Here is a 16,436-nt window from a genome sequence, read left to right on the forward strand (position 1 = left end):
GCGTGCTCAGCCGCCGCTTGTAGACTTTGACGGTCGTTCTACGGAGGTCTTGTCGTGCAATCCCAGACTGACGGCGTCGTGTCGCTCGTGCTCGTCAACTACCGGGGGGCCGATGACACCATTCAGGCGCTTCAGGCCGTTCGAGAGCTCGACTGGCCGGCGCACCGCCTGGAGATCATCGTGCTCGACAACGACTCCGGCGACGACAGCGTCGAGCGCATCCGGAGTGCGGCGCCCGAGATCACTCTGATCGAATCCGGTGAGAATCTCGGATTCGCGGCAGGCTGCAACCGTGCCGTCGCCGTCGCGAAGGGCCAGTACATCGCCCTGCTGAACAACGACGCGCGTCCCGACCCGCTGTGGCTCTCGGCTGCGGTCACGGCCTTCGAGGCCGATCCGGCGGTGTCGGCGGTGGCCAGCCGAGTGCTCGACTGGGAAGGCGAGACGATCGATTTCGTCGATGCCGCGATGACCTGGTCGGGGATGGCTTACAAGCCTCTGACCGGGCATCCCCGTGACGATGCATCGCATTCCAGGCAGAAGGACGTGCTCTTCGCCACCGGATCGGCCATGCTGGTGCGCGCCGACGCGTGGCGCGAGCTCGGGGGCTTCGACGAAGACTTCTTCATGTTCTACGAAGACGTCGACCTCGGGTGGCGACTGAACCTAGCCGGCGGCCGGGTGCGCTACGTGCCGGAGTCGCTCGTCTACCACCGTCATCACGCTTCCATGACGCGGTTCGGCGGCTATCGGGAGTCGTACCTGCTCGAACGGAACGCCCTTTTCACCCTCTACAAGAACGCGGGGGAGGAGCAGCTTCGGGCCGCGCTCCCGGCGGCGCTCGCGCTGATCGCCCGTCGCGGCGTGGCCAAGGGCGGCCTCGATTCTACGGAGCTCGACATCCGCCGGGCCACCGAGTCGGAGCCGGAGTCGGAGTCGGTGCCGCGGGAGAGTCTGGCGGGGTTGTTCGCTGTCGACCAGTTCGTCGAGAGCCTTCCGCGACTGGTAGAGCAGCGCCGGGTCATCCAGGCCACACGCCTGCGCGACGATGCCGACATGGCCGCGCTCTTCGGTCAGCAAGACGACCCTCCCGTACACGACGCCTACCTCCTCGCCGGCTACGAGAAGGTGGTCAACGCCTTCCCGGTGCTGAGTGGCGAGCGGCGACGGCGGGTGCTCGTGGTGACCGGCGATTCCATCGGAGTGAAGCTCGCGGGGCCCGGCATCCGGGCCTGGAACATCTGCGCGGCTCTGGCCGAGGAGCACGACGTGCGACTGGTGAGCACCGCGTCGGTCGAGCCGCTTCCGGCGCCGTTCGAGCTCGCTGCGGTGGCGCGCCGCCGGCCCGACGAGATGCGGCAGCACGAGGAATGGGCCGACGTCATCATCGTGCAGGGGCACGTTCTGCTGCTGTTCCCGGTGCTCGCGAAGACGGCCAAGATCGTGGTGGTCGACATCTACGACCCACTGCATCTCGAGCAGCTCGAGCAGGGCCGTGAGAAGCCGTTCGAGCAATGGGACCGCCAGATCGTCGACGCCTCAGAGGTGCTGAACCACCAGTTGCAGATCGGTGACTTCTTCATCTGCGCCTCCGAGCGGCAACGCTACTTCTGGCTGGGTCAGCTGGCGGCCATGGGGCGCATCAACGCCTACACCTACGGGCGCGACGAAGACCTCCGTTCGCTGATCGACATCGTGCCCTTCGGACTCTCCGACCAGCCGCCCGTCCACACCCGGCCCGCCCTCCGCGGCGTCGTGCCCGGCATCGGGGCCGACGACAAGATCGTGATCTGGGGAGGGGGTCTCTACAACTGGTTCGACCCGGAGACCTTGATCCGCGCGGTGGCCGTGCTGGCCGAACGCCGGCCGACGGTGCGCCTGTTCTTCATGGGCACGGCCCATCCGAACCCGAACGTGCCCGAGATGGACATCGTGCGGCGCTGCCGTGAACTCGCCGGCGAGCTCGGCGTCTCCAGCAAGAACGTCTTCTTCAACGACTCCTGGGTCGACTTCGCCGATCGGGGCAATTACCTGCTCGAAGCGGATGCCGGTGTCTCGACGCACTTCCAGCACGTCGAGACCACGTTCTCGTTCCGCACGCGCATCCTCGACTACCTTTGGGCCGGCCTGCCGATCATCTCGACGGCGGGCGACAGCTTCGCCGACCTGGTGGCCGAGCGGGGTCTGGGGGCGGTCGTGCCCGAGCGCGACGTCAGTGCTCTGGTCGAAGCCCTCGACAGCGTGCTGTTCGATGAGGAGCTGGCGGAGTCGAGCCGCGCCGCGGTTCGGGAGACGGCTCAGGAGTTCACCTGGCGGGCGTCGCTGGCACCGCTGATCGAGTTCTGCCGGCATCCGGCCAAGGCCGCCGACCGCACCCCGGAGGCTGCGACCCAGACCAGCGGCGACCTCGGCTCGATCGAGCGTCGCTATGCGGCGATCCGCCCGGGCGGCGTGCGGTACGACCTCGGCCGGGCCGCGTACTACCTCAGGAACGGCGGCGTGAAGGCGGTCGTCGGCAAGTTCCGCGCTCGCCGGGCCGGGGGCTGAAGCGGCGCGAGCAGACCTCGATTACTCGCTGAGGCGGGAGGTGCTGCGTGAGGGAGCCGCGAACCCGAGGTACACCAGCCGGGCGACCTCGCGGCGGGCGCGGGTGGTGCCGTCGAGCACGAATCCGATCAGCAGGATCAATGCCGACACGATGGCCAGGGATGCCGCGAGCAGTGCCGTCGGGAAGCGCGGCACCAGTCCGGTCTGCACGAATTCCACGATCACCGGGATGCCGAGCACGAGTGCGGCGATGGCGAAGAGTGCCCCGACGATTCCGTGGAACATCAGGGGCCGCTCGTGCCGGGTCAGCTCGAAGATCAGCGAGAGGATCTTGAACCCGTCGCGGTAGGTGTTGAGTTTGCTCTCGCTGCCCTCGGGGCGGTCTTTGAACCCCACCTCGATCTCGGTCTGCGGCACGCGAAGACTCATCGAGTGCACGGTGAGCTCGGTCTCCACTTCGAACTCGCGTGAGATGGCCGGGAACGACTTCACGAACCGGCGCGAAAAGACGCGGTAACCGCTCAGCATGTCGTTGACCTCCGACTTGAAGATCCCACTGACCAGCCGGTTGAAGGCGCGGTTGCCGGCGGAGTGACCGGGCCGGTAGGCGGTGCTGGTGACCTGCTTGCGAACACCGAGCACGTGGTCGTACGGTCCGTCGAGCAGAGCTTCGATCATTGCCGGCGCTGCACTCACGTCGTAGGTGTCGTCGCCGTCGATCAAGAGGTAGACATCGGCGTCGATGTCGGCGAAAGCGCGACGCACGACGTTGCCCTTGCCTTTGTTGTTCTCGAACCGCACCTCGGCGCCGGCGGCGCGAGCCACCTCGACCGTCGCATCCGTGCTGAGGTTGTCGTAAACGTACACCTGGATGCCTGGCACGGTGTCGAACAAGTCGTGCACGACTTGCGAGATCGCGGCCTCTTCGTTGTGGCAGGGGACGATGGCAGCGATGACGGGAGCGTCGGTAGGCACGGAGTGAAGAGGCTTTCCAGGAGCGAGGGATGTCTGAAACAGCACCGCGCCGGAAATGTGCGGGCACGGTTACCTCGTATAGAGTACTGGACGCTGCGGTTTCTTCCGTCGGCGAATCGGTCCAGAAGAGAATTGCGGGTGCTAGTGGCGAAGGACAGCTTCCTGCGCCAGCTGAAGCGCGGCGGGGCCTTTCTCGTCGTCGGCGGCGTCGCGTTCCTGGTCGACGCCGTGGTCTACAACGTCCTCGTCTTCGCCCCGGGACCATTGTTCGAGTATCCGATCGTCGCCAAGATCATCGCGATCGCGGTGGCCTCGGTGGTCACCTACGTCGGCAACCGCATCTGGACGTACCGCGATCGCCGAACCAAGGCGACGGTGCGGCAGTTCCTCATCTTCTCGGCGCTGAACGTCGCCGCGATCCTGTTGCAGCTCGGCTGCCTCGGCTTCTCCCGCTACGTGCTCGGGCTCTCCGATCCCGTCTCCGACAACATCTCGGGCACCCTCATCGGTCAGGCGGTCGCGACCGTCTTCCGCTACGTGACTTACGGCCGGTGGGTCTTCCCCGACCGCTCCACCTCGAATTCGCCGACGGCAGCATAGCCGGGCCCGAAGGATCAGTGTGTCGAAGACCGCCGCAACCCGCGCACAGCGCCTCACCGATCGCATCCTTGTCGCGATCTCCTCTGTTCCGCTCGCGCACGTTGCGATCATCTCCGCGCTGCTGTTCGCGCTGTTCGCGATGGTGGCGCTGCTCGTGCCCCTCGGCTCCGGGCCCGACGAGTCGGCGCACTATCTCTACAGCGCCGCGGTGGCGCGCGGCCAATCGGGCACGCTCGATGTCGAGGTTCCCGCGGCGATCGCGAACATCCGGCAACTGACCTGCCTGGCCTACCAGCCCGACCTCACCGCCGCGTGCCAGCATCTGTATTCCGGCGCGGCCGCCGTGGTCGGCGAGCAGAGCCATGTCGGCCTCTACAACCCGGTGTTCTACATCTGGACCGGTCTCGGGTCGCTCATCAGCCCGAACGAGGCCGGCCTCTACTTCGCCCGCCTGCTGGCTGCAGTCGTGACCGCGGTGCTCACCGGATGGGGTCTCAGCTACCTCCTGCGCACCTCGCGCAACTCCTGGCCGCTCGTCGGCACGCTGCTCGTGTTCACCCCGATGGTCACCTATGTCTCGGCGGTGCTGAACCCGAGCAGCTGGGAGATCGCGAGCACTCTCGGGTTCACCGTCGCCGCCTACGCGGTGATCGTGCGCCAACCGGTCGCCACCCGGTGGAACGAAGCGCACTCGCTACTCGTCGTCGCCGGCTCGGTGCTGCTCATCAGCCGCGGTCTCTCGCCGTTCATTGCAGTGCTCATCGTGGTGGCGCTCGCGATCCTCGCCGGGCTCTCCCGCATCCGTGGCCTGCTCGTGCAACGCGCGACCTGGATCTGGGTCTGCGTGCTCGCCGTGGTCGGGATCGCCGCGATCGCCTGGATCCTTCTGCACGGCACCAACTACATCGGTGTCGACCCGCCCGCCTCACTCGGTGAGGGGATCCACGACATTCCGGTCTACTACGAAGGCGTGTGGAGTCAGGTGCAGCAGGTGTTCGGCCTGATCGGCTGGCTCGAGCTGATGCCGCCGAACGCTCTCGTTCTCGCATGGGTCGCGCTGCTCATCGGCGTGGTCGCGATCTCCTACTCGTTCAGCGCCGTGCGGCAGCAGATCGTGATCGGCCTCGGCGCGCTCACGGTGCTGCTGCTGCCCGGCATCCTCGCGGGCATCCAGTGGGGCGGAGTGGGTTGGCAGGGGCGGTACACGATCCCGTTCATCCTCGCGACGGTGGTGATCGCGGGGCTAGCCGCATCAGAGGACGCAGCGGATGCGGATGCGTTCCACCGCACGCCTCGCGTAGCCCGCACCCGGGCGCAGTTGCTCGTCGCGGCCACCGTGGTCTTCGGCGGCTCGCAGATCGCGATGCTGCTCATCACCGCTCATCGATACGTGGTGGGAGGGAGCGCTCCGCTGCTTGCGGCGCCGCTGTGGCAGCCGCCGTTCAACTTCCGGCTGCTGATCGGCGTGTTCGTGGTGGTCGTGATTCTGCTCGGCTGGATCCTCGCCCGAACGGTGTCGGCGCGGGTCGCCGCAACGGCCTCGCGGTCGGCTGCGGTCAGTTGACCGCGGGGCCCGCGTAGGGCTGATCCAGCATCGCCTTGGCCAGCGCGTTCATGTTGTCGGGGTGCTCGTACGAAATGTCGCCGCTCGCGGCCGAGCGCTCTACGACCTCGTAGACCACGGTCTGTGTATCCTTCAGCACACCGCCCAGGGTCGCCGTGGCGCCCGGGATGTCGCCCGACATGTTGTGCACGTACCAGAAGTCGGCGAAGAACGGCGCCACGAGCGATCGTGACGCGTCGAAGAACGAGTCGCCGAGCAGCACCGTGCGGGGCTGGTAGAGCGGGGCGTCGGTCGAGGTCGCACGAACGTTGATCGGGGAGTACCCGACGGGCAGCACGTCGGCCGGAGCGATCGGTTTGCCGTTCAGCGACAGGGCCACCCCGGGCCGGTCGACCGTGACGGGCGGAATCGCCTCGTAGCCCTGTTCGCCCACCAGGTGCGAGAGGTCTCCGGGTTCCTGCTCCGGAGCGCCGATCGTGAAGGGCGCGGATTGTAGCAGCGAGGGGTCGAGCGTCTGCAGCAGCTGCTGGGTGAAGACCATCGAGCCCTGCGGCGTCCAGTGCGTGTCGTCCTTGCGCCAGACCGAACCGGGGTTGGCCTGCTCGTAGCTCTTCAGCGGGGTGACCATGTCGATCACCGTGGTGTCTTTCAGCCCGGTCATGGCCTGCGAGAACTCGGCCTTGCGCTCGAGCATGCACGTCTTGCCCGCGAACTGGTCGGGCAGGTGCTCGGGGTGGATCGTGGACTTGTCAGGAGCCACCACGATGACGAGCTTGCGACCCGATGCCGTCGCGGCGTCGCTGAGGGTCTGGAAGCCGTCGACGATCGTGCTCACCGACTCTTCGGGCTGGCACGGCGAAGCCGCATCCGACCCGAAGTAGAGCCAGCCGTCGCTGCCCTGGATGACCTGCGGGTACTGGATGCCCGCGGTCGCCCCGTCGGCGCTCTGCGACCCGACGCCGGCCACCCCGATCCCGCCTCCCGCGGCGCCGAACTTGGGGGCCTCGTTGAAGAGGGCCTGCGAGAGCTGGGTGTCGGCCGTAACCGCTTCGCCGCGCAGGGGCAGATGGTCGATCGCCCACGCCTGGAGCTTCGGCAGGGCGTTCCAGCCGTCGTCGAGTGTCGGGAACGCGGCAAGGGGGCGGTTGTCGATGGTCTGGGCCCGCACACCGACGGCATAGGCGACGGCGGGCAAGAAGAACACCACCAGGGCGGCGACCAGCGGGAACACCACGATCCGGCGGGCCTGATCGCGCCGTGGGCGTTTCGGGGAGTCACTCATCGTCGACCTAGAACTGGAAATAGAGGAACGGACTGAACGTGCCCGATGCGACCGAGATGAGCGCATACGGGAACAGCACGGCGATCACGACAACGCGGATGACCTTACCACGCGTGTTTCCGAACTGTTCGATGGCCTTGCCGGTCACGAATTCGCGCGGGAAGAACACCGTCAGGCTCGCCACGATCATCAGCAGCAGTGCCTCGTTGCTCCAGGCGGCCAGGATCGTGTCGGGGGTGGGGCCGAAGGTGGGCCAGAACATCGCTTTGAGGAACACGCTGGCCTGCGAAATGCTCTGGGCGCGGAAGATGACCCAGCCCACGATCACGAAGAGCAACGTGAGGATGCGGCGCAGCACGATGATCGGCACGGAGGTCGATTCGCGCGTGCCGTATCCGGTCAATCGCTCGACCACCATGAGGGCGCCGTGATAGGCGCCCCAGATCACGAAGGTCCAGGATGCGCCGTGCCAGAACCCGGTGAGCAGGAACACCAATGCCAGGTTGCGGTAGGTGTTGAAGGTGCCGTGCCGGTTGCCCCCGAGCGGAATGTAGACGTAGTCGCGGAACCAGCGCGAGAGCGACATGTGCCACCGCCGCCAGAAGTCGGTGATGCTGCTGGCCGAGTAGGGCCGGTTGAAGTTCTCCGGCAGCCGGAAGCCCATCATCTGGCCGAGGCCGATCGCCATGTCGGTGTATCCGGAGAAGTCGAAGTAGATCTGCAGCGTGTAGGCGATGGCACCGAACCACGCGACGGCGGTGGTCACCTGCGAATCCGGGGTCGCGAACGCCGCATTGACGAGCGGCGCGATCGAGTCGGCGATGATCACCTTCTTCGAGAGACCAAGCGCGAAACGGGGGAGACCGTGCGAGATGTCGGCGAGTCGAGGGCGATCGGTGTCGGACAGCTGTTCGGAGATCTCGTTGTAGCGCACGATCGGCCCGGCGATCAACTGCGGGAACATCGCGATGTACGTGATGAACTGCACCGGGCTCTTCTGCGCGACCCGGTGCTCCCGGTACACGTCGATCACGTACGACATGTGGTGGAAGGTGTAGAACGAGATGCCGATGGGCAGAGCCAGAGTGGCGACGGCGCCCCACTCGAAGCCGAACACCTCGGAGATCCGAGCTGCTTGCGCGGTGAAGAAGCCGGCGTACTTCCAGGTGGCCAGGATGCCGATGTCGAAGACGATCGCGCCGATCAGAATCCACTTGCGCGCGCGAAGCTGTCGCTTGGACCATTCAGCGTCGATCGCAATTCCCGCGGCGTAGTTGACCGCCATGCAGGCCAGCAGGAGGAAGACGAACTCGCCCGCGCCCCAGGTGTAGAAGAGGAGGCTGGAGACCGCGACCAGGCCGTTGCGCCAGCGCTTCGGGAGCACGAGCAGGAGCACCAGGAACGCCGGCAGAAAATACCAGAGGAATACCGGCGAAGCGAATGACATGGTGGGCCTAGATCGTTGGAATGAGGACGACGTGCGGCCTCAGCGGGCAGCCGGCGGGTGACGAAGTCGCACCGGCTTCGCCCGCATCGGGCAATGGTATTCGATCCGACGCCAACGGCAGAATCGTGGCCCCCGAAGTGGGGTAGGCGTGGAGGGCTGCCGATCTGCCAGGCTCTCCGTGGCCGTCGGGGGATGAGCCAGGGGGAGTTCAGTTCTTGCGCAAGTCTGTCGCGACCGTCGTGGTCGCCTGTGTCATCTCGTTCGTCGTAGCAGTACCCACCGGAGCGTCAGTCGCCTCAACGTTCTCGCCGGTGCGCGACACGGCTCAGCAGAAGGGCATCGACGACTACCCGCTCGAGGGGTCTCCCGAACAGGTCTACGGCGGCCCCGATCCGGTGCAGGCGCAGGGTGACTTCTCGCACGAGCCGGAAACGGCAGTTCACCTGGAGCCCGAGGGCGCCGAGGTGGGCGTGCAGGCGCAAGACGACGACTCGCCGCATTTCGACGCAGAGGAGTCAGAGATCGTCGACCGCTCGGAGTTCGACGAGACCTACGAGAATCCCGACGGGACGAGCACCACGAAGGTCTACACCGCTCCGGTGAGTGTGCAGCACGACGGTGACTGGGTGCCCATCCAGACCGACGTTCAGACGGTGGGGCCGTGGTCGTGGCTCGGTATCGGCGATGCCGCGGTGGAAGATCATCCGCTCGAACCGGCGTTCGCCGACAGTGCGGCGGATGTCGACCTCCTGACGCTCTCTCGCAACGGCCACGAGGTGTCGTTCTCGCTGCAGGATGCCGCGGATGCGCCGCTTGTTCGAGGCGAGGGCGGCGACGCATCGCACGTCGAGTACCGCGATGTGTTTCCGGGCACAGACCTGGTCTACGACGTGGAGAAGGGCGGGGTGAAGGAGGCCTTCCGCCTTTCCGACGCACCCGGCGAGACGGGGCGCGTGCAGTGGTCGTTCGACGTCGAGGCCGGCGGGCTGGTGCTGAAGAAGGACGCCGCGGGCGGGGTCGCGTTTCTCGACGACGCCGGCGAGTCCGTCATGGCGATCCCGGTTCCCCTGATGTGGGATTCGGCGGATGCGGAGGACGGCGCAGGGCCGGCAGCGCACGCGATCACCACATCGGTCTTGCGGCACGGCGACTCGTGGGTGGTCGTGTTCTCGGCCGATCGGGCCTGGTTGAACGACCCGGCGCGGGTGTTTCCCGTGACGGTCGACCCGTCGACGCTGGCCGACTGGAATCAGACGTTCGAGTATCGGCAGGATGGCGCGACCAGCACCAACCAGGGACTCCAGGTGGGCAACACGAACTATGCCGGAAACTGGCGCACGGTCATCCACTACGATTTCTCGTCTGTTTTCGGGAAGCAAGTTGTCGGTGTGGGTCTCGCGGCCGCCCGCCTGCAGGGTTCGAGCTCCGCCTACACCGGTCATGTCTACAATGCCAGCGCATTCGCCTACTCCGGCATGGGTGCCGAGCTTGCGAGCCTGACCATCGGCGACGGCAGTTCCGTGGACTACGCGATCGACGATCGACTCTCGAACCGAGTGGCTGAGATCGTGCGCAAGCACGACACCGCGGCCTGGTTCATGGTGACCGGCGACGAGGCGCCTGGGATCTTCAGTTGGAAGAACGCCGACACCGCCATTCAGGTGGACTGGAAGACCTACCCGACTCCGGGAGCATCCGGCGCAGCGAGCCCGGCGAACAATGCCACACGCGTGAGTCAGACTCCCACGCTGGAGGCGACTGGAGCGACGTGGCAATATCCTGTCGGCACCCAGGGGAACGACGTCTTCTTCCTGTACAAGGTCAGCGAGAACCCGAATCCCGACGTCGATACGGCGCCCGCGTGGCAGTCGCAGTACTTACCGAGGTCGACCACCAGCGGGCAGCTCACGACTGTGCCCGACAACAAGTTGCAGCCCGGCAAAACATACTATTGGCGCTTCTACGTCATCGACCAGTACTACGGCGCGTACGGAGACACGACTCTCGCCGGTTCACCAATCTACAAGTTCACCACGAACGCCGTGCCGTTGTCCCAGCCCACTGCGGCCTCCCTGGCGGACAAGGCGGTGATCTCGACGACCCAGCCGACCCTCGTGGCATCAGTGCCGGCGAATCCAGACGGGCGCCCGCTGACCTACCAGTTCAAAGTCACGACGGGAACGGACGCCAAGACCGGCGGCATCGTGTCATCCGGTTGGCTTGACTCGCCGTCGTGGCCCGTTCCCGCCGACTACCTGATCGACGGCAACAGCTACAGCTGGACCGTGATCACGAAAGACGACAAGACCGAGTCGGGTGTCACCTGGTCGCGCCGCTTCACGATCAACCAGCGGATCACGTCTCCCGGCCCGGCTCCGACCGACACGACCGGCCCCGTGGCCGTGAACCTCGCGAACGGCAATGCGAACGTGAGCTTCGCGTCGCCGACGGTGGCGACCGCCGGCGGACCGATGGGAATGTCGTTCACCTACAACTCGCTGAAGGCCACCAATCGCGGTCTGACGGGCACCTACTTCACCTGGGCGAACACGCCGTCGCTGAACGCCGCCGACCAGGTGTTGCAGCGCACCGATCCGGCCATCGACTTCAACTGGGACACGGGATCGCCGACCCAGTCTCCGGGACAGTTGAGCAGTGTGAAGACGAGCGTTCCGGTCGACCACTTCGCCGCCCGGTGGACCGGCTACATCAAACCCCCGGCGGGCACGTACTACTTCGGTGCCCGCGTCGACGACGGGGTGAAGCTGTGGATCGATGGCGCCCCGGTTCTGGATGGCTGGCATGACCAGTACACCGATGTGTGGAACACCGCGCAGGCGTTCACCTACACCGCGTCGACGGCGCCGAAGCGGTTCCAGTTCGAGTACTACGAGAACGGCGGGGAGGCGTCGGTGAAGCTCTGGTACAAGACCAGTGCCACCGGAGACGCCACGACCTGGAAACCGGTGCCGGCCGACTGGTTCACGCGTTCGCTCGACATCCTCCCCGCGGGTTGGGGCGGCTCAGCGCCCCTCGCGGGCTCGGCGACCACGTACATCCGCGCCGAGCAGCAGGCGGGCTCCATCTCCCTCATCGACACAGTCGGCGGCAAGCACACCTACACCACCAAGTCCAGCGGCGGCTACGAGGCCCCGAAGGGCGAGTACGGGGTGCTCACGCTGAACGCGAACGGCGAGGTGATCCTCACCGACGACTCCGGATGGGTCCACACCTTCGACAAGGCCGGCAAGATCGTGTCGACGGTGTCGGCGACGGATGTGAAGAAGACCACCACGCCGCTGATCCAGTACCGCACCGATGGCCGGCCGTCGGCGATCGTCGATCCGCTGTCGCTGAGCGGCAGCACCTACTCGCGTTCCGTGAAACTGGACTACTGGGGCACCGGCACCACGTGCTCTCCCGGAACGGGGGAGGGCACCCCGGAGGGCATGCTCTGCAAGATCACCTACCCCGACAACTCGGTGACGGTGCTGAAATACGACACGAACGACAACCTGGAGCGGATCATCGACCCGGGCGACATCGTCACATCGTTCGGGTATTCGGCTGTCACGGTCGGGGCGAAGCAGTACACGCGGCTCACCTCGATCATGAACCCCATGGCGTGGGACCGCGTCATCGAGACCAGCGGCGTCTCGACGGCTGCGGCGCTGCGAACCTCGATCGGCTACGACACGGCGGGTAAGGTCGCCTCCGTGACCCTCCCGGCCGCCGATGGCGCGACCGCGGCGCGACTGAGCAAGACGTATCAGTACCTCACGAACGAGACGCGGGTGCAGGCATCCGGCATCACCGGGAATGCGCGGATTGCTTACTTCGACTCCGATCTGCGATCGATCAAAGAGACATCCGCCGAGGGCCTGATCTCGCAGTCCGGATGGAACTCGCTCGACGAGAAGCTGTGGTCGCTCGACCCGAGGGGTCTGAAGAGCACCACCCTCTACAACAAGCAGGACAGGCCGACCGACACCTACGGTCCGGCCCCGCAATCGTGTTTCAACACGGATGGCACGGTCACGGGCACCTGTCCGATTGTCACCGGCCATTCCAGCACCCGATACGACGAGGGCATGCTCGGCCTGAACACGGTGTACTACGGGCAGCCTGGGTTCACCGGGGGCGCGAAGGAGTTCAGCCTCGGCCTGCAACAGATCACGGGCGGGGCGTTCGCGCGGGACTTCGGCACGGGTGCGGCGTACACAGGTGGGCCGGTCGACAACTTCTCGATCCGGGCGACCGGATTGGTGACCTTCCCGAGTGCCGGGGAATTCAAGTTCAACATGTGGGCCGACGACGCGGTGCGGCTCTACATCGACGACGTGCTCATGATCGACAACTGGACGAACCATGTCGAACAGTTCGTCGGCGACTGGAAGAGCTTCACGGCGACCGCGGGACAGACCGCGCGGGTTCGGATCGAGTATCAGGAGTCGGTGGGCGCGTCGAAGGTCGAGTTCTGCTGGCTGCTGCCCGGCGCGACCGTGCATCAGATCGTTCCGGGTAGCCGGCTGAGCCCGGATTACGGGCTGGTGACGTCGTCGACCACGGATGACAGCGTGCGTGCGGGAGATCTGAACGTCAGTGCTTCGCAGGTGCAGTCGATGACGACATCCAGTTCGTATGCGTCGCCGTGGTTGGGCTTGGCGAATACGACCACGGTCGACCCGGGGACTGGCAAGCTCAACCTGGTGTCGGAGACGAGGTACGACACGGCAGCCAACGGGTACCGGGTGCTCGGGTCGCTTTCGCCGGGCAGTGCCGGGGGCGACGTCGCCACGGCGGGAACCCAGAACACCTACTACACGGCCGTCACGGCAGCGGCGGTGTGTGGGGTGCCCGCCGGCACCAATCAGTACGGGCTTCTGAAGTCGTCGCGCACGGCGGTGGCGAACACGGGCCTCGGGTTGGCCGCGATCAGCACCGAATACGTCTACGACATCCTCGGTCGTGTCGTGGGCGCGAGGTCGACGGGTGACGCGGGGTGGAGTTGCACCGCGTATGACAGTCGTTCGCGCCCGATCTCGGTCAGTAACGCGGCACTCAGTACCACCAATCCGGTGGTCACGACGACGGCGTATACGGCTTTGACCTCGAGCGTGACGGATGCATCGGGCACCCTCACGACGGCCAAGGATCTTCTCGGCCGGGCGACGAGCAGCACGGATGTTTTCGGCACGACGACGAGCACGTCCTACGACTCCGTCGGCCGGGTAGCGTCGGTCGTGGTGAGTACGACGGCGGCCACGACCGGCACCGTTCAGACGGCGACTACGGGCTATACCTACAACCGCGACGGAAAGCCTCTCACCGTGACGGATGGCTCGCCGGGTAAGACGGTGGCGCAGCTGACCTACGCGGCGACGGGCGAGCTGACGGCGGTGACCTATCCGGCGGCGTCCGCTTCCACGGACGGAAATGGGACGGCCGCGGTGATCGGATACGACAGCGCGACGGGGCAGCAGTCGTCGCTGTCGTGGGATCTTGCGGGCGCGGCGACCTACAGTGACACGGTCACCAGGTCGCAGTCGGGGCGGATCATCCGTGACGTCACGGTCGACGGTGCGTCGTCGTATGCGTCGGGATACACGTTCGATGCGGCGGGGCGTCTCACGATGGCGGCCATTCCCGGGCACACTCTCACCTACGGGTTCGGGGACACGCCTTCGGGGGCGTGTGCGGCGGGGAACAGCGCGGTGGCGGGAAAGAACGGTAACCGCACCACCACCACGGACACCCCGACGGGCGGCGGTGGTTTGGCGTACACGACGAATTATTGCTACGACTCCACGGACAGGTTGCTGTCGACTGCGGAGACCGTCACGGGCGCTGCGTCGGCGCCGGCTGGGATGGTGCGTGCGGCGAAGTCGGTGCCGGCCGCGACTATCAGCTACGACGCGCATGGCGACGTGACGCGGCTGGGTGATCAGATGTTCACGTATGACGCGGCGGGGCGGCACAAGTCCATCATCATCATGGATGGTCCGGCTGGTGTGGCGGGCACGAAGGTCGAGTACGCCCGCGATCCGGCCGGGGGCGTCGTGTCGCGCACGGAGACGCCGTTGGTGGGGCCGCCGACGGTGTTCCGGTACACGGGCCCGTTCGTGCTGACGGGTAGTTCTCCGTCGCAGCGCACTCTGTCGTTGCCTGGGGGTGTGACGGTGGCGATCCCGATCACGGGTGACCCGGTCGCGGATGCGGCAGCGCGGCGGTGGGCGTATCCGAACATTCATGGCGACAACACGTGGACCGCGGACAACACGGGTGCCCGCACCGGGGTGTTCCTCTACGACCCGTTCGGTCAGCCTCTCGACATTGGCAATAAGGTCATCGGCAGCGCAACCGCGGATGAGGCGGTGCCGGACACGATGCCGGGCAGCTATGACACGGGCTGGGTGGGTTCGAACGGGAAGGGTTACGAGCATCTCGGATCGGTCGCGATCATCGAGATGGGTGTGCGCATGTATTCCCCGATGCTGGGTCGTTTCCTCGCGAACGACCCCGTCGCGGGTGGCAACACGGCTTGGTACAACTACCCCAACGACCCCATCAACATGTTCGACCTCGACGGCAAACGCGAATGGGACCCAGCGCTGCCCTCATCGCGTGTCATTCGACGATTTACCGCTGTAAGTCCCAGGCTAGGGCTCTCTCCAGGGGGAGACCGCTGGAACGTGCGCCTAACAGTTGGATATACCGATCCGGGGGGCAAAGGCCAGGCTCATATTGCCGAAGGTCATGCTGTCGAGTGGGCAAAGCTTGCTGCAATGATTCCGAACAAGACCATTTCATGGCAAACATTCGAACAGACGGCGATCGCAAAGACCCTTGCGATACCGTTCGACGTTAGGCGGCGCGAATCGAACGATACGTGGCAATACACCTCCCGCTTGAACATCCAGAACAAATACGGCTTCGAAATCGTCGAGTATGACGTGACCATATCTGTGAATGATTTCGGAGAGATTGTCACTGCGTTCCCTAGTAACGACACGCTGGGGCTCCTGTAACCCGTACAACTGGTCGTTGGAGGTGTCTATCGGAGCTCCCTAGCTCCCTGTTGAATCATGCCCGAAATCGTTTGCACCGCGGCAAGGAGCTCTTCGAGTGCCCGATGCTCGACAGGCATCCCCTTATCATGCCTATCCAGCGTGGTTTGAGTTGAATTGATGAGCTTCTGGAGCGAATCTGCGAGACGCGGATTTTGGATGCGAGGTGTGAGAAATCTAACGCCGAGGGAGTTCAACGCTGCGTTGACTCTTCGCTCGCATGCGCGCGTCAGTTTCGGAGTGGGCTCAGATTCGTCTGGGAATTCAAACCTGAAGCTGACCACAGACGCGTTGCTCCAAAGTGAGCTTGAAATATCGTCCCCGGGAACCACATCATGGTGCGTCAAGCCCGGCAATTCGAGTTCGTAGAGGGCTTCGATATCTTGAAGATCCACGGCCTTGTATATAAACACCGAAAGCATTTGACGATAGTACTCTGCGGAAATTCACTGCGGTCAACGGATTGGCTTGCTCGCTTCACTCTCTCAGAGCTCCCGACCATTGTTTTGCGCCCCGCAGTTTCAGGTTCGACGAGCCGATCAGCTGCGGACCGAGGGGGCCTGGGCAGTGGCTGCACCGGTAATGAATTCACAGACCATGATCAACGAATTGAGACGAGCGAGCACGCGCGGAAACGGGCGCACCACTCCGCGAGGACTGACGTTGACCGCCTGCGTGGATCCGACCGGCAGAAAGGAAACCATGTGTCCCTCATTCATCACAGGAACATTTTCAGGGCTAGTTCGACTGGGATGGTCCGGAGCTATTTGATCGAGGTGTGCACGTGATGACCCCCTCTTACGCGGCCTCGTCAATTCTTCGATCCTTATATCGCATCGAGTACGCTCAACTCCCGACTCAGCTACTGGTTACTCAGTTGCACGTCATTGACGGACGGATACGAATCCACGGGCCCGACTGGTCGCTTGTTGTTGCGAACACCGTGACTGAAAT

Annotated in this window: 8 protein-coding genes; 4 read left to right on the forward strand and 4 right to left on the reverse strand. The window is 65.2% G+C overall.

Annotated features, from left to right (window positions below; genetic code table 11):
- The first annotated feature begins 54 nt into the window (after positions 1 to 54).
- Entirely contained in the window at positions 55 to 2,547 is a 2,493-nt protein-coding gene (locus BLW00_RS17360) for a glycosyltransferase (protein WP_092556532.1), read from the forward strand.
- 21 nt (positions 2,548 to 2,568) lie between these two features.
- Here the strand turns inward: BLW00_RS17360 and BLW00_RS17365 are convergent, their stop codons facing one another.
- Positions 2,569 to 3,522 carry a glycosyltransferase gene (locus BLW00_RS17365; protein WP_092556534.1) on the reverse strand — a complete coding sequence of 318 codons (954 nt, stop codon included), beginning with the start codon at positions 3,520 to 3,522 and terminating at the stop codon, positions 2,569 to 2,571.
- Between the two features lie 144 nt (positions 3,523 to 3,666).
- Here BLW00_RS17365 and BLW00_RS17370 point away from each other — a divergent pair, with 144 nt between their 5' ends.
- Together BLW00_RS17370 and BLW00_RS17375 are read left to right on the forward strand one after the other, a co-directional pair.
- Entirely contained in the window at positions 3,667 to 4,122 is a 456-nt protein-coding gene (locus tag BLW00_RS17370) for a GtrA family protein (RefSeq protein ID WP_245741656.1), read from the forward strand.
- Positions 4,123 to 4,141: 19 nt separating this feature from the next.
- Positions 4,142 to 5,686, forward strand: coding sequence for a DUF2142 domain-containing protein (locus tag BLW00_RS17375; RefSeq protein WP_092556538.1), 1,545 nt, complete (start codon positions 4,142 to 4,144; stop codon positions 5,684 to 5,686).
- Here the strand turns inward: BLW00_RS17375 and BLW00_RS17380 are convergent.
- A complete protein-coding gene (locus BLW00_RS17380; RefSeq protein ID WP_175494343.1) occupies positions 5,679 to 6,968 on the reverse strand; it encodes an alginate O-acetyltransferase AlgX-related protein in 1,290 nt (429 codons plus the stop codon). The genes BLW00_RS17375 and BLW00_RS17380 overlap by 8 nt on opposite strands.
- Before the next feature lie 7 nt (positions 6,969 to 6,975).
- On the reverse strand, positions 6,976 to 8,415 hold the full coding sequence (locus BLW00_RS17385) for an MBOAT family O-acyltransferase (RefSeq protein WP_092556542.1): 1,440 nt from the start codon (positions 8,413 to 8,415) through the stop codon (positions 6,976 to 6,978).
- A 215-nt stretch (positions 8,416 to 8,630) separates the two neighbouring features.
- On the opposite strand from BLW00_RS17385, the gene BLW00_RS17390 reads away from it, so the two are divergent.
- The gene (locus BLW00_RS17390) at positions 8,631 to 15,443 is read left to right on the forward strand and encodes a PA14 domain-containing protein (RefSeq protein WP_139256774.1); all 6,813 of its coding nucleotides are present in this window, start codon (positions 8,631 to 8,633) and stop codon (positions 15,441 to 15,443) included.
- A gap of 26 nt (positions 15,444 to 15,469) precedes the next feature.
- On the opposite strand, the gene BLW00_RS23055 is transcribed toward BLW00_RS17390, so the two are convergent.
- Entirely contained in the window at positions 15,470 to 15,904 is a 435-nt protein-coding gene (locus tag BLW00_RS23055) for a hypothetical protein (protein ID WP_139256775.1), read from the reverse strand.
- Between the last annotated feature and the right edge of the window lie 532 nt (positions 15,905 to 16,436).

The organism is Herbiconiux ginsengi (genome assembly GCF_900107435.1).
GTDB classification, from domain to species: domain Bacteria; phylum Actinomycetota; class Actinomycetes; order Actinomycetales; family Microbacteriaceae; genus Herbiconiux; species Herbiconiux ginsengi.

Bases quoted from the DNA above. Each gene is read 5' to 3' on its own strand.
- BLW00_RS17380 (WP_175494343.1), bottom strand. From the start codon at position 6,968: ATGAGTGACTCCCCGAAACGCCCACGGCGCGATCAGGCCCGCCGGATC.
- BLW00_RS23055 (WP_139256775.1), bottom strand. From the start codon at position 15,904: ATGCTTTCGGTGTTTATATACAAGGCCGTGGATCTTCAAGATATCGAA.
- BLW00_RS17385 (WP_092556542.1), bottom strand. From the start codon at position 8,415: ATGTCATTCGCTTCGCCGGTATTCCTCTGGTATTTTCTGCCGGCGTTC.